The organism is Arcobacter sp. CECT 8985 (assembly GCF_004116495.1).
In the GTDB taxonomy this organism is placed as follows: domain Bacteria; phylum Campylobacterota; class Campylobacteria; order Campylobacterales; family Arcobacteraceae; genus Malaciobacter.
The window spans coordinates 30,235-54,483 of sequence record NZ_PDKC01000001.1 but is presented as its reverse complement, the minus strand read 5'-3'; the positions used below and the strand labels follow the sequence as shown (position 1 = coordinate 54,483).

Annotated in this window: 19 protein-coding genes and 1 tRNA gene; 16 read left to right on the top strand and 4 right to left on the bottom strand. The window is 27.6% G+C overall.

The window, feature by feature from the left end; genetic code table 11:
* Window positions 1–78: 78 nt before the first annotated feature.
* From CRU93_RS00210 to CRU93_RS00190, 5 genes are all read left to right on the top strand, one after another.
* The gene (locus tag CRU93_RS00210) at window positions 79–759 is read left to right on the top strand and encodes a ThiF family adenylyltransferase (RefSeq protein WP_258238773.1); all 681 of its coding nucleotides are present in this window, start codon (window positions 79–81) and stop codon (window positions 757–759) included.
* Between the two features lie 131 nt (window positions 760–890).
* Window positions 891–4,133 carry a carbamoyl-phosphate synthase large subunit gene (gene carB / locus CRU93_RS00205; protein WP_129102171.1) on the top strand — a complete coding sequence of 1,081 codons (3,243 nt, stop codon included), beginning with the start codon at window positions 891–893 and terminating at the stop codon, window positions 4,131–4,133.
* Window positions 4,134–4,135: 2 nt separating this feature from the next.
* Window positions 4,136–4,579 (top strand): Sua5 YciO YrdC YwlC family protein, encoded by a 444-nt coding sequence (locus tag CRU93_RS00200; RefSeq protein WP_129102170.1) that lies wholly within the window; start codon window positions 4,136–4,138, stop codon window positions 4,577–4,579.
* Between the two features lie 86 nt (window positions 4,580–4,665).
* Window positions 4,666–4,741: transfer RNA gene (locus CRU93_RS00195), tRNA-Glu, on the top strand.
* Window positions 4,742–5,115: 374 nt separating this feature from the next.
* Window positions 5,116–5,337 (top strand): hypothetical protein, encoded by a 222-nt coding sequence (locus CRU93_RS00190; RefSeq protein ID WP_258238772.1) that lies wholly within the window; start codon window positions 5,116–5,118, stop codon window positions 5,335–5,337.
* Window positions 5,338–5,424: 87 nt separating this feature from the next.
* Here CRU93_RS00190 and CRU93_RS00185 read toward each other — a convergent pair whose 3' ends face one another.
* Window positions 5,425–6,336 (bottom strand): SPFH domain-containing protein, encoded by a 912-nt coding sequence (locus tag CRU93_RS00185; RefSeq protein ID WP_129102169.1) that lies wholly within the window; start codon window positions 6,334–6,336, stop codon window positions 5,425–5,427.
* 76 nt (window positions 6,337–6,412) lie between these two features.
* Between CRU93_RS00185 and CRU93_RS00180 the strand changes: the two genes are divergently transcribed.
* From CRU93_RS00180 to CRU93_RS00170, 3 genes are all read left to right on the top strand, one after another.
* Window positions 6,413–7,075 (top strand): hypothetical protein, encoded by a 663-nt coding sequence (locus tag CRU93_RS00180; RefSeq protein ID WP_129102168.1) that lies wholly within the window; start codon window positions 6,413–6,415, stop codon window positions 7,073–7,075.
* Window positions 7,076–7,177: 102 nt separating this feature from the next.
* Window positions 7,178–7,609, top strand: a complete 432-nt coding sequence (locus CRU93_RS00175) for a MarR family winged helix-turn-helix transcriptional regulator (protein ID WP_129102167.1) — start codon at window positions 7,178–7,180, stop codon at window positions 7,607–7,609.
* Window positions 7,602–9,848 carry an ATP-binding cassette domain-containing protein gene (locus CRU93_RS00170; protein ID WP_129102166.1) on the top strand — a complete coding sequence of 749 codons (2,247 nt, stop codon included), beginning with the start codon at window positions 7,602–7,604 and terminating at the stop codon, window positions 9,846–9,848. The genes CRU93_RS00175 and CRU93_RS00170 overlap by 8 nt, the downstream gene beginning before the upstream one ends.
* On the opposite strand, the gene CRU93_RS00165 is transcribed toward CRU93_RS00170, so the two are convergent.
* Window positions 9,843–10,223 (bottom strand): VOC family protein, encoded by a 381-nt coding sequence (locus CRU93_RS00165; RefSeq protein WP_129102165.1) that lies wholly within the window; start codon window positions 10,221–10,223, stop codon window positions 9,843–9,845. The genes CRU93_RS00170 and CRU93_RS00165 overlap by 6 nt on opposite strands.
* Window positions 10,224–10,341: 118 nt before the next feature.
* Window positions 10,342–10,866, bottom strand: a complete 525-nt coding sequence (locus CRU93_RS00160; RefSeq protein WP_129102164.1) for a MarR family winged helix-turn-helix transcriptional regulator — start codon at window positions 10,864–10,866, stop codon at window positions 10,342–10,344.
* 104 nt (window positions 10,867–10,970) lie between these two features.
* Between CRU93_RS00160 and CRU93_RS00155 the strand changes: the two genes are divergently transcribed.
* The 3 genes from CRU93_RS00155 to CRU93_RS00145 are packed head-to-tail and all read left to right on the top strand — an operon-like array spanning window position 10,971 to window position 16,418.
* Window positions 10,971–12,200: a TolC family protein gene (locus tag CRU93_RS00155; protein ID WP_129102163.1), complete on the top strand. Its 1,230-nt coding sequence runs from the start codon at window positions 10,971–10,973 to the stop codon at window positions 12,198–12,200.
* A complete protein-coding gene (locus CRU93_RS00150) occupies window positions 12,197–13,312 on the top strand; it encodes an efflux RND transporter periplasmic adaptor subunit (RefSeq protein WP_129102162.1) in 1,116 nt (371 codons plus the stop codon). Before CRU93_RS00155 ends, CRU93_RS00150 begins: the two co-directional genes overlap by 4 nt.
* Before the next feature lies 1 nt (window position 13,313).
* The gene (locus CRU93_RS00145) at window positions 13,314–16,418 is read left to right on the top strand and encodes an efflux RND transporter permease subunit (RefSeq protein ID WP_129102161.1); all 3,105 of its coding nucleotides are present in this window, start codon (window positions 13,314–13,316) and stop codon (window positions 16,416–16,418) included.
* 18 nt (window positions 16,419–16,436) lie between these two features.
* Here the strand turns inward: CRU93_RS00145 and CRU93_RS00140 are convergent, their stop codons facing one another.
* Window positions 16,437–18,086 carry a BCCT family transporter gene (locus CRU93_RS00140; RefSeq protein ID WP_129102160.1) on the bottom strand — a complete coding sequence of 550 codons (1,650 nt, stop codon included), beginning with the start codon at window positions 18,084–18,086 and terminating at the stop codon, window positions 16,437–16,439.
* 211 nt (window positions 18,087–18,297) lie between these two features.
* On the opposite strand from CRU93_RS00140, the gene aroB reads away from it, so the two are divergent.
* Genes aroB through bioV form a run of 5 tightly spaced genes read left to right on the top strand, consistent with a single transcriptional unit; the run spans window position 18,298 to window position 24,243 of the window.
* Window positions 18,298–19,335: a 3-dehydroquinate synthase gene (gene aroB, locus CRU93_RS00135; RefSeq protein WP_129102159.1), complete on the top strand. Its 1,038-nt coding sequence runs from the start codon at window positions 18,298–18,300 to the stop codon at window positions 19,333–19,335.
* Entirely contained in the window at window positions 19,335–21,011 is a 1,677-nt protein-coding gene (locus CRU93_RS00130) for a mechanosensitive ion channel domain-containing protein (protein WP_129102158.1), read from the top strand. The genes aroB and CRU93_RS00130 overlap by 1 nt, the downstream gene beginning before the upstream one ends.
* Window positions 21,008–22,276, top strand: coding sequence for a tRNA (N(6)-L-threonylcarbamoyladenosine(37)-C(2))-methylthiotransferase MtaB (gene mtaB, locus CRU93_RS00125; RefSeq protein WP_129102157.1), 1,269 nt, complete (start codon window positions 21,008–21,010; stop codon window positions 22,274–22,276). The genes CRU93_RS00130 and mtaB overlap by 4 nt, the downstream gene beginning before the upstream one ends.
* A complete protein-coding gene (locus CRU93_RS00120) occupies window positions 22,257–23,741 on the top strand; it encodes an AAA family ATPase (RefSeq protein ID WP_129102156.1) in 1,485 nt (494 codons plus the stop codon). The genes mtaB and CRU93_RS00120 overlap by 20 nt, the downstream gene beginning before the upstream one ends.
* Window positions 23,731–24,243 carry a pimelyl-ACP methyl ester esterase BioV gene (gene bioV / locus CRU93_RS00115; RefSeq protein ID WP_129102155.1) on the top strand — a complete coding sequence of 171 codons (513 nt, stop codon included), beginning with the start codon at window positions 23,731–23,733 and terminating at the stop codon, window positions 24,241–24,243. Before CRU93_RS00120 ends, bioV begins: the two co-directional genes overlap by 11 nt.
* The last annotated feature ends 6 nt before the right edge of the window (window positions 24,244–24,249 follow it).

Genomic DNA, 24,249 nt, shown 5'->3' with positions numbered 1-24,249 from the left:
ACTTTTTAAACTATTTTTGCTATCATTACAGTAAGAAATTTATAAACATAATGTTTACTTATTTACTAAGGATTAAATATGAGCGAAATTCACGAATTTTTTAATAGACAAATAAAGCTATGGGGTGAGGAAACTCAAGATAGCTTACAAAATAAAAAAGTTGCAATTATTGGTAGTGGAGGACTTGGTTGTTCTTTAGGTATTGCACTAGGTGCTTCAGGGATTGGAGAATTTGCCCTTGTTGATTTTGATGAGGTAGGAGTTCATAATATTCATAGACAAATAGGTTTTAAAGTAGGGGACGATGGTAAATATAAAGTTGATGTTTTAAAAGAACTTATGGAGTCAAGATGTCCTTATACTAAAGTTACTGCATATAATGAAAGTTTTCAAGACTTTGCAAAAAGAGGATTGGAGTTTGATTTGATTATTGATGCAATGGATAATCTTCCAACAAGAGCAGCGATAAATGAATATTGTATAAAACACAATCAACCTTGGATTTATGGTAGTGTTGAAGAGTTTCATGGACAAGTTTGTTTTTTTGAAAAAGCATCATATGAAGCTGTATTTCAAATAAATGATAGAAAACCAAATGGAATTGCTTGTCCTATAGTTATGCATATTGCATCACTTCAAGCAAACCTAGCTATTAGATATCTTACAGGTTTGCCAGTTAAAAAAGATATATTATACTATTTATCTTTTGATAATGAGGGTGTTTTGCAAAACCAAAAGTTTAACTTACCTACAAAATAGATATTAAAATCAATTTAGTGAAAAAAACTAAATTGATTTTTTGTCACTACTTCGTTTCAAATAACCAGTTTTTAAGTACTTTTTGGATATACTTCACAAATTTTTATAATACTAATGGGGAACTATAAACTATGCCAAAAAGAGAAGATATAAAATCTATTTTACTTATCGGTTCAGGTCCAATTATTATTGGTCAAGCATGCGAATTTGATTATTCAGGAACACAAGCTACAAAAACATTAAAAGAGTTAGGATATAGAGTTGTATTAATCAATTCAAATCCAGCTACTATTATGACTGACCCTGAGTTTGCTGACAAAACATATATTGAGCCTATTACAGAAGAAGTTGTTGCAAAAATTATTAAAAAAGAAAATATCGATGCTATTTTACCAACGATGGGTGGACAAACTGCACTAAATGTTGCTACTACAATGTACGACAAAGGTATGTTAGAAGGTGTTAAATTTTTAGGTGCAAACCCAGAGGCTATTAAAAAAGGTGAAGATAGACACTTGTTTAATGAAGCTATGGTAAAAATTGGTATGGATTTACCAAAAAGTAAAAATGCATATACTCTTGAAGAAGCAGTAGAAGTTGCAAAAGAGATAGGGTTTCCAGTAATTAGTAGAGCATCTTTTACACTTGCAGGTGGAGGTTCTGGTGTTGCTTATAATATGGAAGAGTTCAAAAACTTAGCAGCAGCTGGAATTGAAGCATCTCCAATCAATGAAATTGAAATTATGGAATCAATGCTTGGATGGAAAGAGTACGAAATGGAAGTTATCAGAGACCATAAAGATAACTGTATTATCGTATGTTCAATTGAAAATCTTGACCCAATGGGTGTGCATACAGGTGATTCTACTACAATTGCTCCAGCACTTACACTTACAGACAAAGAATATCAAGATATGAGAAATGCATCTTTTGCTATTCTTAGAGAAATCGGAGTTGATACAGGTGGTTCAAATGTACAATTCTCTATTGATCCAAAAACAGGAAGAATGATTGTTATTGAGATGAATCCAAGAGTTTCAAGAAGTTCTGCACTTGCATCTAAAGCTACTGGTTATCCTATTGCAAAAGTTGCAACATTACTTGCAGTTGGATTTACACTTGATGAGATTACAAATGATATTACAGGAACTGCTGCATCATTTGAGCCAGTTATTGATTATATCGTTACTAAAATCCCTCGATTTACTTTTGAAAAATTCCCAAAAGCAGATTCTACATTATCAACAGGGATGAAATCAGTTGGTGAAGTTATGGCTATTGGTAGAACATTTAATGAATCAATTCAAAAAGCACTTTGTTCAATGGAAACAGGTCTTGATGGGTTTGATCCTATTAGTGATAATTTAGAAAAAATAAAAGCAGAAATTAGAAGACCAAATGAAAATAGATTAAGATATGTAATGGATGCTATGAGACATGGTATTTCAAATGAAGAGATATTTGAAATGTGTTCAATTGACCCATGGTTCTTAAGTAAATTTAGAGAGATATATAATCTAGAAAAATCAATTGATGAATCAATCTTAACGGATGAATTACAAATGAGAAAAATCAAATCAAATGGTTTCTCTGATAAGATGATTGCTAATTTATTAAACAAATCAGAAGAAGATGTATATCAAGCAAGAAAAGCAATGAATGTTGAGTTTGAATACAATGAAGTAGATACTTGTGCGGCAGAATTTAAAGCACTTACTCCATATTTATACTCTTCAACAAATGTACATAAATTACCAGATGTAGTAGAAGAAAAATCTGACAAGAAAAAAGTACTTATTATTGGTGGTGGACCAAATAGAATTGGACAAGGTATTGAGTTTGATTATTGTTGTGTTCATGCATCTTTTGCTCTTAATGAAATGGGTATAGAAACAATAATGTACAACTGTAACCCAGAAACAGTATCAACTGATTATGATACATCTGATGTTTTATACTTTGAACCAATTGACTTTGAACATGTTAGAAGTGTAGTTGAAAAAGAGAATCCAGATGGTGTGATTGTACACTTTGGTGGACAAACACCTCTAAAACTTGCAAATGCACTTACAGATGCAGGAGCAAAAATAATAGGAACAACTGCTGAAGTTATTGATTTAGCAGAAGATAGAAAAAAATTCTCAACATTTGTAGAAAAAGCAGGGCTTTTACAACCTGATAATGGAACAGCAGTAGAAGTTGAAGAAGCAATACAAATCGCTGAAAAAATAGGATATCCAGTGTTAGTTAGACCATCATTTGTTCTTGGTGGTAGAGGTATGAAAATCGTATATTCTACAGATGAGTTAAAACAATACATGGACGAAGCAGTTTCTGTATCAAATGATGCACCTGTATTAATTGACAAATTCCTTGATAGAGCAATAGAACTTGATGTAGATTGTATTAGTGATGGTAAAGAGGTTTATATTGGTGGAATCATGCAACATATTGAAGAAGCAGGTGTTCACTCAGGTGACTCAGCTTGTTCTTTACCTCCAATCTCTATTGATGATGAACTTATCAAAGAGTTAGAAGAAAAAACTAAAAAAATGGCACTAGAACTTGGTGTTATTGGTCTTATGAATACACAATATGCGATTCATAAAGGGCAAATTTATTTAATCGAAGTAAACCCAAGAGCATCTAGAACAGTTCCATTTGTATCAAAAGCAACAGGAATGCCACTTGCAAAAGTTGCAACTAGAGTTATGTGGGGTGAAACTTTAAGAGAAGCATTGAATGTATATGATAAAGATATTGTATATGAAGATAATGGAGTTTTAAAACCAATTTTGAAAAACCATGTTGCAGTTAAAGAAGCAGTATTTCCATTTACTAAATTAAGTGGTTCAGATATGATTTTAACTCCAGAGATGAAATCAACTGGTGAAGTAATGGGTATTTCTTCAACATTTGGTGAATCTTATGCAAAATCACAAAGCGCAGCTAAAAATGACTTACCAACAGAAGGAAAAGTATTTATTTCTTTATCTGATTTAGATAAAGATTTTGCACCAAAAATAGCACAAGGATTAGTAAACGAAGGATTTACAGTTGTTGCTACAAGTGGTACACACAAAGTTATCACTGATGCTGGAATAGATTGTGAAAAAGTTCTTAAGATTTCTGAGGGAAGACCAAATATTACTGATTCAATTGCAAATGGTGAAATAGCATTGGCATTTAATACAAGTGATGGAAAAGAGTCTTCAAAAGATGATGGTATAAACATAAGAAGAGCAGTTCTTAAAAATAGCGTACCATATGTTACAACAGCAGCAGCAGCTTTAGCATGCGTTGAAGCAATGAAAGCTTTAAAACAAAAAGACGGTATATCTGTAAAATCAATTCAAGAATTTTTACATAACTAAGAATGAACTCAAATCTTGTATATTTAGTACAATCAGATACAACTGTAGGCTTCTCATCAACAAATGATGAGAAGCTTTCAAATCTAAAAAAAAGACCTCCTACTCAAAAAATACTTCAAGTTGTTGATAGTTTCAATACATTAAAACAAAATGCAAGAGTACCAAAAGCACATAGAAAACTTGTAAGAAGAGCAAAGAAAAGTACTTTTATTTATCCAAATACACACTCCTTTAGAGTAATACCAAAAGATGATAAATTTTATGATTTTGTAAAAAAATTCAAAAAAATATACTCAACATCAGCAAATATTACGACAAAAAGCTTTGATGAAGAATTTGCTACAAAAAATGCAGATGTAATAGTAGAAGATAAAAATGGATTTAGTGAAACAATATCTTCATCAATTTATTTATTAAAAAAGAAAAAATTCAAAAAAATAAGATAATTATTATTTAATAAAGAAAATAATTAAAACTTGGAAACTTTAAGCAAAATAAAATAGAATCTAAACTATAATTTCACTCTTACAATGACCCTGTCGTCTAGTGGCCAAGGACCTCTGGATTTCCTCCAGATGACATAAGTTCAAATCTTATCGGGGTCGCCAACCATTTTATGGTACTTTGGTGAACTTTTTAAAAAGCTGAAAATTGCTTTGGGTGTCCTTTTGGGTGATACTTTTTCAAATATTTTAATGTGCTAAACTTTAAAATTACCCATTGATTAGATAATTAACTCTAAATATGTTTTATGATTAGTTTCAACCATTATTTCATACAGCCTTAAATATAATATAAGTATAAATGTATTATTCCAATTTAAATAATTTCTAATAGTACAGAAAATGATTATCTTGTTATATTATGCAATTAAAAAAACTGGTCGAGTATTTAAGTTGTATTCGTTGTAATAACTCTCTAAATATAAATTTAAAAAAATCATAAAAAAAGTTCTAATTACTATAATGATAGATATAGTCAAATGACTTTTTTAATTCTTTTAAGTGAAGATTTTGAAGGTGGTGAAACACAATTTTTTGTAAATAATAATGGTAAAAAAGAGTTAGTAAATGTAAGAATACCTAAAGGTGGAGTGTTATGTTTCCCTCATGGTCTTCATCCATTACATTGTTTACATAGCTCAAATACTATAAACTCTGGAGTTAAATATATTATAAGAACTGATGTATTATTTGAACTTTAAATAATTTCTTATTTGATAATACAGAAATAGTATGGATTAAATCCATATTATTTCTATATCCTTGAAGTTTGTCTATAATAAAAATATCTAACTTTTTTCTTTAACTAGATTACCACTTATAACAGCATTTCTAATTTGTTCAGAAATATCAGTAAATCCAGAAGGACTATTTGGTAACATAATTGTATTTGATTCAGATTGTGCAACATCTTTTAATGTATCAAAATATTGTGTTAATAAAATCAATGATAATACATCTGTTGTATTTATACCTTCGATTTTTTTCATATCATCAATACTTTCTTGAAACCCTGCAATAATTGCTTTTCTTTGATTTGCAATACCTATACCTTGTAACTCTTTACTTTCTGCTTGTGCTTCTGCTTCTTTAACTACTTTGATTTTTTCTGCTTCTGCTTCATTTTGCATAGCTTCTTTTAGTTTTTGTGCAGTTAGAACTCTGTTGTATGCATTTACAATTTCTTCACTTGGTTGTGGTTCATCAACAAGTACATTAACTACTTCATATCCATAGTGATTGAACTTCTCTTCTAGTGTCTCTTTTATACTATCTTCAAAATCATTTTTAGATTTATATAATTCATCAAGAGTTTTATCTGAAGCTTTACTTCTTATTATATTGAAAATATAAGACTTGATTTGTTGTCTTGGATTGTCTAATTCATAAAAAGCCTCTTGTACTTTTTCTTCAATAACTTTATATTGCACTTTAACTGGCATTTCTATAAAAGAATTATCAGAAGTCTTTGCACTAATATCAACTGCTAGTTCTTGAATTTGTAAACTTATCTCTCCTACTACTGAACCAAATGGAAATGGAGGTTTAAGTCCTAAACCTGCTCTTTTAATCGTATAAAACTTACCCAATAACTCAACTACTTTTGCTTTTTTTTGTCTTACAATTACAAAAAAAGTTGGTGTCCAAGCAATTAGAACAAATATCAATACTACTAAAATTGCATCTGTTAATTCATTCATAAATTATCCTTTGTTTTAAGTTTGAGTTTTTCTATATAAATATATAATAACATAATATTCTTTCAAGGAATAAAATATGAATAAGAAAAAAGTATCAATATTAGGATGTGGATGGACAGGCAATGCTTTATATAAAAAACTTATATCAAAGTATGAAGTAAACTGTTTATGTAAAGATATTGAAGAAAATGATAGATGTGGTTTTTATGATGTAGATGTTTTAGTTATTGCTATTCCTCCTAAAAATAACTATTTAGAAGTATTAAAACAAACATTACAAAAAACACATAAAAATACTTATATTATACTACTTAGTTCAATCTCTTTTTATAAGAATAGAACCATAGTTGTAGATGCTGAAAAGTTAATACAAAAAGAGTCTAGTAAATATGTTATTTTACGTTTAGGCGGACTTATGGGCTATGATAGAATATCAGGTAAATATACAGCAGGAAAAACTTTAGATAATAATACAGTAACTAATTATGTTCATAGAGATGATGTTGTAAGTGTTATTGAAACTCTAATTAAAAAACAAATAGAAAATGAAATCTTTGATGTAGTTGCTCCTATACAATCAACACAAAAAGAGATTTTTTCATTGAATGCAAATAGATTTGGTTTTGAAAAAACCTCATTTTTAGATGACAATCCTATTGGTAAAAAAATATCTTCTTTACCATTGATTGAAAAAACAGGATATAAATTTAAAAAAAATAATGTGTTAGATTTTTGGTAAAAGTTAAATCAAGGTATTTATAATCAAGAATATATTTTTAAAGTAGATATAATATATAAAATAATATAATTTCCATATAGAAACTATTATTAAGAGTAATAAATGGAAAAACTAAAAACAGCTTTAATTGATTTACAATGTGAAATGGTTGCCCAAAGAAACATCGTTAATCCTGATAATATTTCATGGTTACAATATGATATTTTATATCAATTAAATAAACAAAAACAGATATTGCCTTCTGCTTTAAGTACTACAATAGGTACATCACGTACTAAATTATCAAAAGCATTAAAAGAGCTAAAAATATTAGATTATATTTGCCAATACCCTAATAAATTAGATGGTAGAGAGTTATATACATCAATCACTAAAAAAGGTAAAGATTTATTAGATAATATATCAAAAAAACATAACTATTTATATGAAACTACACTTCAATCTTTAAGCAAAGAAGAACAAATCAAATTTGAAGAACTTGCAAATAAAGTCTCAAATGCTCTAAAAGAAAAAAGAGTTAATACTAATGAATAAAAATATAGTTATTAAAAATGCAACAACTAATAATCTTAAAAATATATCTATAGATATTCCAAAAAACAAAATAATTGCAGTTACAGGAGTATCTGGTTCTGGAAAGTCTTCTTTTGTATTTGATACAATCGCAAGCCAATCCCAACGCTTGTTAAATGAAACTTATTCAAGTTATATTCAAGATTTATTACCAAAATATAAAAAACCTACTTTTGATTCTATTTCTAATCTTCCAGTATCTTTAGTAATAAATCAAAAAAGAATTGAAGGTAATTCAAGATCTACAGTTGGAACTATCACTGATATTTATACAAACCTTAGATTACTTTTTTCTAGAATTGCAGTGCCATTTATTGGATATTCGATGAATTATTCTTTTAATAATACTGAAGGGATGTGTTCTATTTGCAAAGGTTTAGGAGAAATAAAACAGATGAATATTAAAAGATTGATTGATTTTGATAAGTCATTAAATCAAGGAGCAATTTTATTTCCAACTTTTCAAAATAATGGCTGGAGATTATCAAGATATACTGAATCTGGTTTTTTCAACAATGATAAAAAAATATCCCAATATTCAAAAGAAGAACTTGATTTACTTTTATATTCAAAAGAGATAAAACCTGTAAATCCAACTACAAAATGGCATAAAACTGCCACATACCTTGGTGTAGTGCCTAGAATAGAAAATGTATTTATTAACTCTGAAACAACTAAATACAAAAAAGAATTAAATAATATTTTAGATGTAAAGGTATGTCCTCAATGTAAAGGAACAAGATTAAACAACAAAGCTTTAAGTGCAAAGATTATGAATAAGTCTATTGCAGATTGTTCTTCTATGTCTATTAATGAACTATTTGATTTTATAAATAAAATAGATGATGAAAAAGTAAGTATTATTATAAATGATTTAAAAAAGAAATTAAAAAGTCTGCAAATTGTGGGACTTGATTATTTATCTTTAAATAGAAATACAAATACTTTATCAGGTGGGGAATCACAACGTATTAAAATGACAAAATATCTTAATAGTTCATTATCAGATGTATTATATATTTTTGATGAACCAACTATAGGTTTACATCCACATGATATAAAAGGGATTGTCAATATATTTAAAGAGATTAAAAATAATGGAAATTCTATTTTATTTGTTGATCATGACAAAGATATAATATCAATTTGTGATAAAGTAATAAATTTTGGAGAAAAAGCTGGAATAAATGGTGGGAATATCACTTTTTATGGTATATATGAAGAGTTACTAAACTCAAATACAATAACAGCCAAAGCTTTTTTAAAAAAGCACAATATCAATGAAAAAGAAAAAGATTTTTCATCTTTTTATACACTTGATAATGTCTCAAAAAATAATATCAAAAATCTTTCAGTAAAGATACCTAAAAATGCACTAACTTTAGTAACAGGAGTTGCTGGTTCTGGTAAAAGTACACTAATCAGATATCTTTTTAAAAATAAATACCCAAAAGCTGCAATTTTAGATCAAAGTTTACCCCATACAAGTGTTCGTTCAAATATAACAACATACATAAATATATACAATGAAATAAAAAAACTATTTGCAAAAGCAAACTCTGTAAATGCAAATATGTTTTCTGCTACAGGAAAAGGTGCTTGTTTGGTTTGTAAAGGCAAGGGGTTTATAAAACTTGATTTAGCTTATTTGGGAGATTCTACGCAAGTATGTGAAAAGTGTAAAGGCAAAAGATTTAATGATACAGCTCTTTCGTATTATTATAAAAATAAAAATATAAGTGAGATTTTTGACTTATCTGTTCAAGAAGCATTAGAGCTATTTTTTGATAATACACTTATCAGAAATAAATTAGAATCTATAGTTAATGCAAACTTAGATTATATTAAATTAGGGCAAACCCTTGATACTTTTTCTGGTGGAGAATTACAAAGATTAAAAATAGCCAAAATGTTAAGTGAAAACACAGATGAAATAATAATCTTAGATGAACCAAGTACAGGTTTACATGAAGCAGATATAGAAAACTTGATAAAACTATTTAATGTTTTAATAAAACAAGGGCATACTTTAATTGTATTAGAGCATAATTTATCAATAATAAGCCAAGCTGATTGGATTATTGACCTTGGCTTAAAAGGTGGAAGTCTTGGAGGTAAACTATTATATCAAGGCTATTTAAAAAACTTTTTAAATAATGAAAACTCATTTACTGCTAAGTATTTAAAAGAATTTTTATAAATAATTTGATAATTCTATTAAGTTTTTATCTGGATCTCTAATATAAATAGATTTTATATTACCATTTGCTCCAGTTCTTGAAACTATACCTTCTTCTATATTTATATTATTTTCTTTTAAATAATCAATAATATCTTCTAATTTTTGTTCAATAATAAAACATAAATCAGCACTACCTTCTTTTACATTTTGTGCTTTAGGTTCAAACTCATTTCCTAATTTATGAAGGTTTATTTTTTGATTACCAAATTTTAAAGCAATTCTAGAGTTTTTAAATATCTCTTTTTTCATTCCTAATACTTCATAAAATTTTACAGTTTTTTCTACATTTTTTACTGTTAAAACTAAATGATCAAGTCTTTTTATATTAAGCATTACAAAATCCTTTAAGTTAATGTTTACTTAATTTTCTTAGTAATATAATAAATTCGATATATTTAATTATTATACTTAATAACCATAAAGAAATTATAATATTATATATAAATAATTTCTAAAAAAGTTGATATGTTAGTTTTTTTAATATATTTTCTAGTGTTTGTTTCTCTGAGTCACTTAATATACTGAAAAATTCTTCTCTTCTTAAGACAAGTTTTTCTAAACAATCAAGTATTATGTCTTCACCTTTTTTTTCAAGAGAGACTAAAAGACTTCTCTTATCATTGGGACAGGCACATCTTGAAATTAGTTCTTTGTCTTCTAGTTTTTTAAGAATTTTAGTCATTCCACCAGAAGAGAAAACAGTCGCTGCATATAAATCAGTTGGAGTAAGTGTCTTTTTTAAACACGTCGTTGAATCATACAATTCTTCAGATGTAAGTGGTTCTCCATTGAAATATAATGCTGCTAACACATCAATGTCAGAGTGTATTAAATCATAAGTTTTTTTAGTAAAACACTCTGCATCATTAAAAAGGTTTTTATAAATTACTGTTATTGGTAAAATTAAACCATATTGTTTATATAAAGGATTTTTTAAAATATCCTTGTAAAATTTATCTAAATGTCGTTTTTCCATAGTAAAATAGTATCATAAAAAACTTTAAAAATTAAATCTTTCTAGAAAGATAATATTAAGTTAAATAATGTTATCTTTCCGGCAAGATAAGAAAAGGAGTAACATTGAAAAAATTATTTTTTATTTTCTTTATCCCAATTTTATTAATGGGAGAGAATTTAAATGAATTAATAGATTTATCAATAAAGAATAAATTAGTTGATTCGTACAAAGAAGATTTAAAGTCTTTAAAAGATGAATATACTAGTGTAAAAAGAGGTTATTTGCCATCTTTTGATGTAAGTGCAAGTTATTCAAAAGCAAATCATGAAACTCAATCAAGACCAGATAAAGATACTACTGTTTCAGCTTCAGTTGATTTTACAGTTTATGATGGAGGCAAAAGAGAGAATACATTTGATAGTTATAAAATGAATATCAAGAGTAGTAAAAAGACTTTAGAGTCTGTAAAAAATCAAATTTCACTAGACGTAACAAAATACTATTATGAATATTTAACAGAATTAGCAAAAAAAGATGCAAAATTAAAAGAAATTGAACAATTAAAAGCTGAATATAAAAGATTGAGCAAATTTCTAGATGTTGGTACTACAACAGAAGATGAAGTTCAAAAAATTATATCAAGATTAGAAAGTTCAAATGTAGATTTACATGAAATTGAACTAAATTTGCAAACTGTTCTTCATAACTTAGAGTATATTACTGGTAAAAAAGTTGATATACAAAATGGTTCTGAAATAAAAGTGTTTAGTTCTGATGAGTCAAAAGATGAAAGAGATGATATTGAAGCATTAAAATACTCAATGAAAGCAAAATTAGAAAATGCAAGTATTGCCAAAAGTGATTATTTTCCAACAATTAGTCTAAATAACACATATTCTCATTATGATATGGATTTTGATAATAGTGCTTTTACTCAGCCTTATGATGATCAAAATATTTTATCAGTTAATTTAAAATGGAATGTATTTTCATTTGGAAAAACTAAAAATAATTATGAATCTAAATATAAAAAATATTTAAGTGCAAAATCAAATTATCAATATGAAAAAAATAAAGCCGATGTTGATTTAGAATTAGCAAGAAAATCATATGATATAGCTAAATTAAAAATAAAATCTGCAAAAGCTGGGTTAGTTGCTGCAAATAGTGCATATAGAGTAATTAAATCAAAATATCAAAATGGATTAATCGATAATGTGGCTTTTTTAGAAGCTTTAAGTGAAAAATATGATGCTATTAGTGTGTTAAAAGAAGCAGAATATGATTTACAAGTAAAAAGAGCCAATGTAATTTATAACAGCGGGAAAGATATCAAGGATTATATTAAATGATAAGATTTTCAAATAAAAAAATCGTTGCTTTAGCAGTAGTTGCTGCTTTAGCATTTAGTGCTTGTAGTGATGACAGTTCTAAAAAACAAGCACAAAAAACACAACAAGAAAGGCCAGCTTTACCAGTAAAAGCCTATACAACAAAAAGTGAAACTCCAGTAATTACAAAAGAATATCCTGGTTTAATAAAAGCAGTTGAAGATGTAAATGTAATTGCAAGAGTTTCAGGAACTTTAGAAAATAAATATTTTAAAGAAGGTGAATTTGTAAAAAAAGGTAAACTTTTATACAAGATTGAGCAAGATGTATATAAATCAAATTTAGATATGGCAAAAGCAAATGTAAGAAAAGCAAAAGCAAATTATGATAAAACATTAAAAGATTATCATAGAGCACAAAAACTTTTCAAAAATAAAGCAATTAGTCAACAAAGTTATGATGATTATGTATTTTCTTACCAAGATGCATTAGCACAGTATGAAAGTAATAAAGCTAGTTTACAAAAAGCACAAATTGAATATGATTATACTACAGTTGAAGCTCCAATAAGTGGTATTGTAGGTATTAAAAAAAGAGATATTGGTGATTATGTTGGAACGACTCAAGATAATTCACTTTTAGTAACTATTACTTCAATTAATCCTATTCATGTAGAATTTTCATTAAGAAAAGATGATATAGAAGATGTTTTACCTCAAATTAAAAAAGGAAAAACAACAATTACTTTAGATGCTATGGGAAAAACATATACAGGTAAAATTGATTATATCTCACCAAAATTAGATGTAAATACTGATACTTTATTATTAAGAGCAAAATTTAAAAATGATACAAATGATTTAATTGTTGGTCAATTTACAAAAGTAAAAATAAATAATATTAAAATGAAAAATGTATTTATTATTCCTGAAAGTGCAGTTATGAAAACTGTAGATGGAGATTTTGTTTATGTTATTAAAAATTCAAAAGCAAAAATTAGACCAGTAAAAGTAGGACAACTTCTTGATAGGGGACTTGTAATTACAGATGGACTTAAATCTGATGAAAAAGTTATTATTAGTAATATAGCGAAAACTAAACCTGATACTAAAGTACAAGTGATAGGTAAATAATATGTTTTCTGAATTTTTTATAAAAAGACCAGTTTTCTCTGCAGTAACTTCAATAGTTATTTTACTTACAGGGCTTGCTTCAATGATAAATTTACCAATTGAAGAGTATCCAAGAGTAATTCCTCCACAGATTATCGTTTCTACGAATTATCCAGGTGCGAGTGCAGATACAATATCAAAAACTGTTGCTGCTCCTTTAGAAGAGCAAATCAATGGTGCCAATGATATGATTTATATGAGTTCTACTTCTGCTGATAATGGAAAAATTTCTATTAATGTATTTTTTAAAGTTGGAAAAGATGCGAATAATGCAAAAATTGATGTAAATAATAGAGTTCAAGCAGCATTAGCTAAATTACCAGAAGAAGTACAAAGACAAGGTGTAACTGTAAGAGAAAGATCTCCAAGTATGCTAGAAGTTATTATGCTTTATTCTCCTGATAATTCAAGAGATATTACTTATCTTTCTAATTATGCGCTTATTAATGTTGCTGATGATCTAAAAAGAGTTCAAGGTGTTGGTGATGCCACAATTTTTGGGCAAAAAGATTATGCAATTAGAGTTTGGATTGATCCTCAAAAATTAGCAAAACAAAAACTTACAACAAAAGAAGTTGTTAATGCAATTAAAGATCAAAACGAACAATATGCAGCAGGTAAATTTGCAGCAGAACCACTTGTAAATAAACAAATGTTTACATATACTATACAAACTCCAACAAGATTATCAAATCCCAAAGAGTTTGGGAATATTGTAATTAGAGCAAATGAAGATGGAAGTTCATTAAGATTAAAAGATGTATCAACTATAGAACTTGGTTCACAAAGTTATGATATGAAAACTGCTTTAAATGGTAATCCATCTATTCCAATAGGTATATTTTTACAAAATGGTGCAAATGCGTTAGATACTGCAAATGCAATAGATAAAGTTTTAGAAAAAGCTAAAAAAAGTTTTCCACAAGGGGTTACATATAAAATTCCTTATGATACGACAAGTTTCGTAAAAATTTCTATTAAAGAAGTTGTTAAAACATTTATTGAAGCTATTATTTTAGTTATTGCAATTATATTTTTATTTTTACAAAACTGGAGAGCGACATTAATTCCTATTTTAGCAGTTCCTGTATCAATTATTGGTGCATTTGCAGGTATGTATGCTTTAGGATTTAGTATTAACTTACTAACATTATTTGGGCTTGTACTTGCTATTGGTATTGTTGTTGATGATGCAATTATTGTAATTGAAAATGTCGAGAGGCACATGAGTGAAGGTATGAGTCCAAGGGATGCTTCTTTTAAAGCGATGAAAGAAGTATCAGGGGCTTTAATTGCTATTGTTCTTGTATTATGTTCTGTATTTATCCCAGTTGCATTTATGGGTGGATTAACAGGGGAAATGTATAGACAATTTGCAATTACTATTGTTATATCTATTATTGTTTCTGGATTTGTGGCATTAACATTAACACCATCATTATGTGCAACAATATTAAAAGATGACCATGTAAAACCAAAAGGTTTCTTCAAATGGTTTAATGATATGTTTGAAAAAATAACTCATGGTTACTCTTTTGTTGTTCAAAAAACAATTAGATACTCTTTAATAAGTATATTATTATTTGGTGGATTGATTTTTATATCATATGATTTATTCAAAGATATGAAAACAGGTCTTGTACCACAAGAAGATAAGGGATATATAATTTTATTTAGTTATAACCCTCCTGGTTCATCTTTATCAAGAACTGATAAATTAGTAAAAGAGATTACAAATGTTGTAACAAGTAATGAAAATGTTAGTGATATTATTACATTAGCAGGTTTAGATTTAGTAACTTCAGCAAGTAGAACATATGCAGCTACTTCATTTATTAGACTTAATGATTGGAGTGAAAGAAAAAGACCAGATCAACATGCTACTGTAATTGCAAATAAGTTCAATGGTCAATTAATGGGTGCTACATCTGACGGATTTACTTTTGGAGTATTACCACCACCAATTATGGGTATGAGTATTTCTGGTGGATTTGATATGTATGTACAAGATAGAACAGGTGGTACAGTTCAAGACTTAAGTAAATATGTTAATAAAATCATTGCTAAAGCAAACAAAAGACCTGAATTACAAGGAGTAAGAACAACATTAAATGTAAATATTCCTCAGTTCAAAGTAACAGTTGATGTTGATAAAGCTAAAGCAAAAGGTATTAATGTTGCAGATATTTATAATACATTAAGTGCATCATTTGGAACATATTACGTTAATGATTTCAATTTATATGGAAGAACTTATAAAGTTGATTTACAAGCAAAAGCTGACTTTAGAAAAAGTCCTCAAGATTTAAAATTTATACTTGTAAAATCAAATAAAGGTGAACTAATTCCAATTAGTTCTCTTGTAAAAGTTGTACCAACAGTTGGTTCTGATGTAGTAGAAAGATTTAACCTTTTCCCTGCGGCAAAAGTTTCTGGTCAGCCAGCACTTGGTTATAGTTCAGGGGATGCTTTAAAAGCTATAGAAGAAGTTTCAAAAGAGGTATTACCTGAAGGTTATACTATTAGTTGGGTTGGTACAGCTTATCAAGAGAAACAAATCTCTAGTAGTAGTTTAAAAGCCTTTGTTTTTGGTGTTGTATTATTATTCTTAATTCTTGCAGCACAATATGAAAGATGGTTAATGCCAATTTCAGTTGTTTTAGCCGTTCCATTTGCTATATTTGGAGCTATTTTGGCAACTCTTTTAAGAGGCTTGGAAAATGATATTTATTTCCAAGTAGGACTTTTAGTTCTTGCAGGACTTGCAGCTAAAAATGCTATTTTAATTGTTGAGTTTGCAATACAAAAACAAAAAGAGGGATTAAGTCTAAAAGAAGCTGCAGTTACTGCTGCTAAGATTAGATTAAGACCTATTATTATGACTTCTTTAGCCTTTACTTTAGGAGTTATTCCTCTTGCAATTAGTAGTGGAGCTGGTGCAGGAAGTAGACATTCAATTGGTACGGGTGTTATTGGTGGTATGCTATCAGCAACATTCTTAGCAATTTTATTTATTCCACTATTTTATATCTTAGTATCTAAACTAAGTAAAAAACACAATAAATAAATTATAAATATTAGAGAGCTACCTATATTCAGGTAGTTCCTCTAATTTTTTTATATTTGGATTTAATTCATCAATAATTGTTGCTTCTTCCCCTGTATCTTCATCTAAAATCCAAGGTTCTCTTACATTTTGTTTTTCATTACCAGAACGAGCTGCAGTATCTTCTAAACTTAAACTTTTTAATAATCCAGATATCATTGCAATCATAACAATTGAAAAAGGTAATGCTGCGGCTATAACTGCTGATTGAAGTATCTCTAAACCACCTGCTATGATAAGTACAACTGTCAATAAAGTAAGTATAATTCCCCAAATGACTCTGTGCATTGATGGAGGAGTTGTTGAACCTGATGATAAAATAGTGGTAATTACTAATGTTCCTGCATTAGCAGAAGTTATTAAATAAGTAGCAATTAGAATAATCATGAGAAAAGACATAATATTACCTAAAATACCCATATTTAGATTTTCAAGAATTATAAATACTGCTGAAGGGATATTGTTATTTACTGCTTCAATAATATTTTGGTTCATAAATAACTCTTGATAAAAAGCAGTTCCTCCAAAAAGACCAATCCAAATTATTGTTATTAATGTTGGTGTTAATAATACACCTGCAATAAATTCACCAAAAGTTCTACCTCTTGATATTCTTGCTATAAACATACCAACAAAAGGAGACCAAGCTATCCACCATCCCCAAAAGAAAACAGTCCAAGTAGCCTGCCAATCAGAATTATGATTTACATTTGTAAGAAAAGTTAGTTTGATTATATTTTGTATATAGTTTCCAGTTGCTTCTAAAGTTAATCCAATTAAATATTGCGTAGGTCCAAAAAAAAGTAAAAATAACAAAGCAACAATACTTAACCAAAAATTTCCTTGAGATAAAAGTTTTACTCCTTTACTTACTCCTGATACAACAGAAACAGTTGCTATTATCATTATTATGATAGTAACAGTTAATTGTAATGTTAAAGATATATTTAATCCTATTACTTCTTTAAGTCCTGCATTCATTTGTTCTACACCTAATCCAAGGGTTGTTGCAATACCAAAAACAGTGGCAAATACAGCAAGTATATCAATAGTATCACCTAATATTCCATCCATTTTATTACCAAAAATAGGATAGAGTGCAGAACGAATAGTTAGTGGGTAATTATGTCTAAATGAGAAGTATGCCATAGTAATTGCAATAAATGAAAAAATTGCCCAACCATTTAATCCCCAATGGAAAAAACTAAGGCTCATAGCCATTGTTGCAGCTTCAGGTGTCATTTGTGAACCAGTAAAAGGGTTGTTTTGAAATTGTAAGATTGGTTGTGCAACAGACCAAAAAAGTATCCCAACTCCCGTTCCTGCTGCAAAAAGCATAGATACCCAAGTAAAAAATGTAAATTCTGGTTGTTCTAAATCTCCTCCAAGTCTTACATTTTTATATCTTCCCATTCCTAACCATATCATTAGAACTAATAAAAATGCTACTAAAAGTACATAATACCATTCTAAAAATGGATTTAATATTTCCCTTGTTTTTTTTAAAATTTCTGAACTTTTTGATGGAAAATATCCGGTTAAAAATACACTTATTAGTATAAGTAACATACTAATAATTGACATTTTTCTATTCATACCTTTAAACATTCCACTGCTGGCTACTTTCATCTTTTCTCCTTGCAGTTATGTGAATAATATGTAAAAATAACATAAAAAGTTTTGTTTTTTACTAAACTATAAAAGAATAGTTAAACAAATTTTATAATTTATGAGCTATATAATTATTAGATAAATTAATTAGATTTTATATGAAAAAATTTAATACATTCATTAGAAAATTTTAGATAAAATCAAGCAAATTACACTAAATGGATTTTTAATGATAGTAAATATAACTTTACCCGATAAAACGATGTATGATATAACTATTGAGCAGTTAAATAATATATATTTTGATACAAAAGTGGTTGTTGTAACAAACCCAACTGTAAGTGGATTTCACTTGGATTATTTAAAAAATAAATTAAATGCAAAACAGTTAAGTATTGTAACAATCCCAGATGGTGAACAATATAAAAATATGAGTACTATTGATATGATACTTGATCACTGTTTTGAACATAGACTTGATAGAAAATCTCTTCTTGTGGCTTTTGGTGGTGGAGTAATTGGAGATATGACTGGTTTTGCTGCATCAATTTATCAAAGGGGAATATCTTTTGTTCAAATACCAACAACTTTACTTTCTCAAGTAGATGCAAGTGTTGGAGGTAAAACAGGTATAAATAATAAATATGGTAAAAATCTTATTGGTGCATTTCATCAACCAAAAGCTGTTTATATTGACCCAAGTTTTTTATCAACTCTACCAAAAAGAGAGTTTGGTGCAGGTATTGCAGAGATAGTTAAAATGGCAGTTACTTTTAATAAAGAGTTTTTTGAATGGTTAGAACAAAATGATTTAACAAAAGAAGAAAATATTAAAATTGCTATTAAAAAATCTGTTGAAACAAAAGCTGATGTTGTAATAAAAGATGAAAAAGAAAATGGCATAAGAGCAGCTTTAAATTATGGACATACATTTGGTCATGTAATAGAAAATGAAACAAACTATGATACATATTTGCATGGCGAAGCAGTTGGAATTGGTATGGTTATGGCAAATGCACTTGCAGTGAAATTAAATCTTATGAGTAAAGATGAAGAAAAAAGAGTAAAAGATTTACTTGAAAAATATGATATTCCAATTTCATATAAAATAAAAGATGTTGAAGATTTTTATTCTCATTTCTTTTTAGATAAAAAATCATTAGATAATAAAATTAAATTTATTCTTCCTAAATCAATTGGTGATTGTTTAATTACAAATGAAGTAAATAAAGCTACTGTTATAGAAGTACTAAAGGGTTTTAGTTAATGGAAAAAACTTTTTCTAAAGTATTATTACTTTTATTAATTTTTAATATCTGTGTATTTGCACAAAAAGAAGATACTCAAATATCAGATAATAATATTAGCATACAAGAAAAAAAGAATAAACAAATTGTTGAAAAACAAAAAGCTTTAGAAAAAAGAAGTATGCAAGATTTAGCTCAAATTGGTATATTAAAAGAAAAAATTAAAAGTTTAGATGAAAAACTAAAAGATAATATATTACTAAAAAGATATAGCAATTATATTGCATATAGAAAAATTTCTAATGAGTTAGAGTTTTTAAAAAAAAGTATAAAAAGAAAAAAGAAAAAATCAGATGAAATTTATTCGCAATTAAATAATAAGATAAGAATCAAACAAAATGAACTTGAGTTAATTTCAGAATACAAAGGCTCACCAATAGGAAGTCTTTTAACACCTCCTGAAATTGAAAAATATGAAGAAATAACAAATCCATTTGGGATTATAAATGCACTTTCATATATTAAAAAATTGGAAAACAATAAAAAAGAGTTTATTGAAGTTGAAAAAAGTTTAAGAAAACTTGTTGGGCAATTAGAGGAAAAAGTCTTTTTATATCTAGAATTATATAATTTAGATCAAAAAAAACAGTATAAAGATACTTTAACATTCTTAGATAAACAAAAAAAAGATTTTAATATGGTACTAGAAATAGTATCTACAACAGAAGAAGTATATACTAGAAAAGTAGAGCAAGTAACACTAGAAATAAAATCACAAATAACAAGTCAAGTTGAAAAAATATTTGGTTTATTAATTTTTATATTTTTACTTTTCTTTATTTCTTTTTTAATTAAATTAGCTTTAAAAAAGTATTTTTCTCAAAATGAAAATTACTATTTTACTAATAAAATAATAAATTTTTTAGTTGTATTGACAGTGGTATTTATCGTACTATTTTCTTATATAGACAATGTATCTTATGTAGTTACAATCTTAGGGTTTGCATCAGCTGGTATCGCAATTGCTCTAAAAGATTGGTTTATGTCTATATTTGGGTGGATGGTAATTGTTACTTCTGGTTCTATTCAAGTAGGAGATAGAATTAAAGTTACTAGAAATGGATTGCAAGTAGTTGGAGATGTTCTTGATATATCATTATTTAAAATGACAGTTAGAGAAGATATTACTTTAACTTCTTATACTGTAAATAGAAGAACAGGAAGAATATTTTTTATTCCTAATAACTATATTTTTTCAGAAATGATTGCAAATTATACACATTCTGGATTGAGAACAGTTTGGGATGGCATTGATATTACAATTACTTTTGATTCAAATTATAAAAAAGCGCAACATATTTCTAAAGAGATTTTAAAACATTATTCAAAAGGTTATACAGATATAACTAGAAAACAGTTGTCAAAGATGAGAAATAAATATCAACTAAGAGCAACAGGAGTTGAACCAAGAGTTTATACTTTTGTTGAACCGTATGGAATTGTAATATCTTCATGGTATCTTACAAATTCATATGCGGCACTTGTATTAAGAAGTACAATGTCTCCAGAAATTTTAAAAGCATTTATGGAAGAAGATGATATTCATATTGCTTATCCTACTCAAAGTATTAATCTTAATACTACAAGAGAAAAACCAGCAGACTTACCAGATGTAGAAGAAGGCAAAATTATATGATATTTTCAAATGAAAAACCAAAAGTATTTTTTAAAACTTTTGGCTGTAGAACTAATGTATTTGATACACAAGTTATGATGAGTAATTTAAAAGATTTTGAAGTTACAAAAGATGAAAAACAAGCAGATGTTGTTGTAATAAATTCATGTACTGTTACAAATAGTGCAGATTCTACTGCAAGAGGTTATATAAATCAGCTAAATAAGCTACCTAAAAAACCAAGAGTAGTATTTACTGGCTGTGGAGTTTGGACAAAGGGTGAGAGTTTATTTAATGAAAATAAAGTTGATTCATTGTTTGGTCATAGTGAAAAAGAGAAAATCAATGATTTATTAAAAGATGAAAATAGATTTTTTAAAGCAGGTGATTTAGAGCATATTGATGATACAATAGTCGAAGAATTCATCGGGAAAAGTAGAGCATTTATTAAAATACAAGAGGGCTGTGACTTTAGATGTAGTTATTGTATTATTCCTCATGTAAGAGGTGATGCTAGAAGTTATAATGAAACAAAAATATTACAGCAAGTTGAAAAACTAGCAAGTAATGGTTTTGGGGAATTTATTTTAACAGGAACAAATGTAGGAAGTTATGGTAAAAAACAACATACTTCTTTAGCAAAACTTTTAAAAAAAATGTCTTTGATAAAAGGTGTTAGAAGAATTAGAATGGGAAGTATTGAGCCTATTCAAATTGATGATGAATTTAAAGAAATAATAAATGAACCTTTTATGGCAAAACATCTTCATATTGCATTACAACATACTTCAAAAGAGATGTTAAAGATAATGAATAGAAGAAATAAAGTATTAAAAGATTTAGAACTTTTTGAATTTTTAAGAGATAATGGATATGCATTAGGAACAGATTTTATTGTAGGTCATCCTGGTGAAACAAATCAACTTTGGAAAGAAGCTATGGATAATTTACACAATTTTCCATTGACTCATATTCATGCATTTACTTATTCAAGAAGAGATGGAACACCAAGTGCATCTATGAAAGATATTGTAAAAGGTGATGTCGCAAAAGAGAGATATAAAGAACTTGTATCTATAATAGAAGATAAAAATTATAAGTTTAGAAAAGACAATAAACAAACACTAGAAGTTTTGATTGAACAACAAAAAAATGGAAAATATGTTGGACTTGATCAGTTCTTTAATCATATTGAAGTTGAAAGTGATGTTGACTTGACTGGTGATTGGATTTTTCTAGACGATTACGAAGTGAGGCAAGATATAAATGTCGCAAAATTCAAATAAAAATTTAGACAAAAATTTAAAATTAATGATACTTTCTGCAACTATTTTAGTTGTATTGTTTATATATACTATGTATAAAAGTAGTACCCAAATTCAAGGAGGCTCATATTATATGGGGCTTCTTTTTTTATTTTTATTATTAGTAGTTGCAATTTTTCTTAAATTAAAGCAAGATAAAATTAAAGCATACTTTGATAAAAAAGGAATTAAAACTAAAAGTGGTTTTGAAACTGAGCTTCAAAAACAACAAGTAAAAGAAGAATCTAATACACAAAATCATGAGATAGAAAACTCAAATATAAAAGCAGTAACTTCAAATATAACTTTTAAAGATGTTGCTGGGATTTCAGAAGTTAAAGAGGAACTTGAAGAGATAGTTGACTTTTTAAATTCTCCTAAAAAATATATTTCTCATGATGTAAAGCTACCAAAAGGTGTACTTTTAGTTGGACCTCCAGGTGTTGGTAAAACTTTAATTGCAAGAGCCGTTGCAGGTGAAGCAGATGTTCCATTTTTTTATCAAAGTGGAGCTAGTTTTGTTCAAATATATGTAGGAATGGGTGCAAAAAAAGTAAGAGAGCTTTTTATAAAAGCAAAAGCAAGTGCTCCTGCAATTATATTTATTGATGAAATTGATGCTATTGGTAAAAAAAGAACAGGAACTTCAAATGATGAAAGAGAAGCTACACTAAACGAATTATTGACTCAAATGGATGGTTTTGAAGGTGATAATGGTGTAATTGTTATTGCTGCAACAAATAAAATTGATGTACTTGATGATGCACTTTTAAGAGCAGGAAGATTTGATAGAAGAGTATTTTTAAATTTACCAAATATTGAAGATAGAAAACATATTTTATCTTTATATTTAAAAAATAAAAAAATAGATTTTGATGTTAGTAAACTAGCAGATAATACTGCAGGTTTTTCTTCAGCAGCACTTGCAACTTTAGTAAATGAAGCTTTATTAAATATGATAAAACGTGATGCAAAAGTTTTACAACAAGAAGATATTGAAATCGCAAAAAACAAACTTCAATTTGGTAAAAAACAGATGAAAATACTTGATGAAAGACAAAAAGAGATTTTATGTATTTATCAAGCTAGTAAAGCATTTATTTGTAAAAGTAAAGTTGCATTGTTTGATGAGGGGATTCCTTTGTTATCTTCAACTTATCCTTCATACAATGAATTAGTAGAGAATATTAGAAGATATTTAGCTGGTAATATTGGTGTAGAAGTTATAAAAAGACAACAATATGCTGTAAATAGTGATGATTTAAAAAATGCGTTAAAAATAGCAACTAATATGGTTGAAAAATATAAAATGGCAAATGATGCTAATGAACTAATAACACGAGTTAAAAATGAACTTCGTTCAGAGTTGTCTCATAATGCTGATGAGATAAATGAATTAAAAGAGATAATGAAAAAAAATGAGGTTATAACAGAAGATGATTTCTAACTTTTATAGTGGATTTTGTTTAAAGGATGAAAAAGAGCTTTTTAAAGAGTACTTAATAGAAAATGATTTCACAGTAAGTGGATTTTCTTATGGTGCTATTAAAGCTTTTGAATCTGTATTAAATAATGATACAAGAGTTGATTTATTACAACTGTTTTCTCCTGCATTTTTCCAAACTCAAGAAAAAAAATTTAAAAGAACTCAAGTTATGTACTTTAAAAAAGATGCAAATACATATTGTGATACTTTTTTGAAAAATGTAATATTTCCTAAAAAAATTGATATTTCAAAATATTTTAATTTAGGAACAGCTTCACAATTAGAAGAGTTATTAAATTATGAGTGGAATAAACAAGAGTTGCAACAGTTAGTAAATAAAGGAACAAAAATAGAGGTTTATTTAGGTGCAAAAGATAAAATAATTAATGCTAGTGAAGCAAAAGAGTTTTTTAAAGATTTTGCAACAGTATATTTTTTTAATAATGATGGACATATTTTATAAAGGATT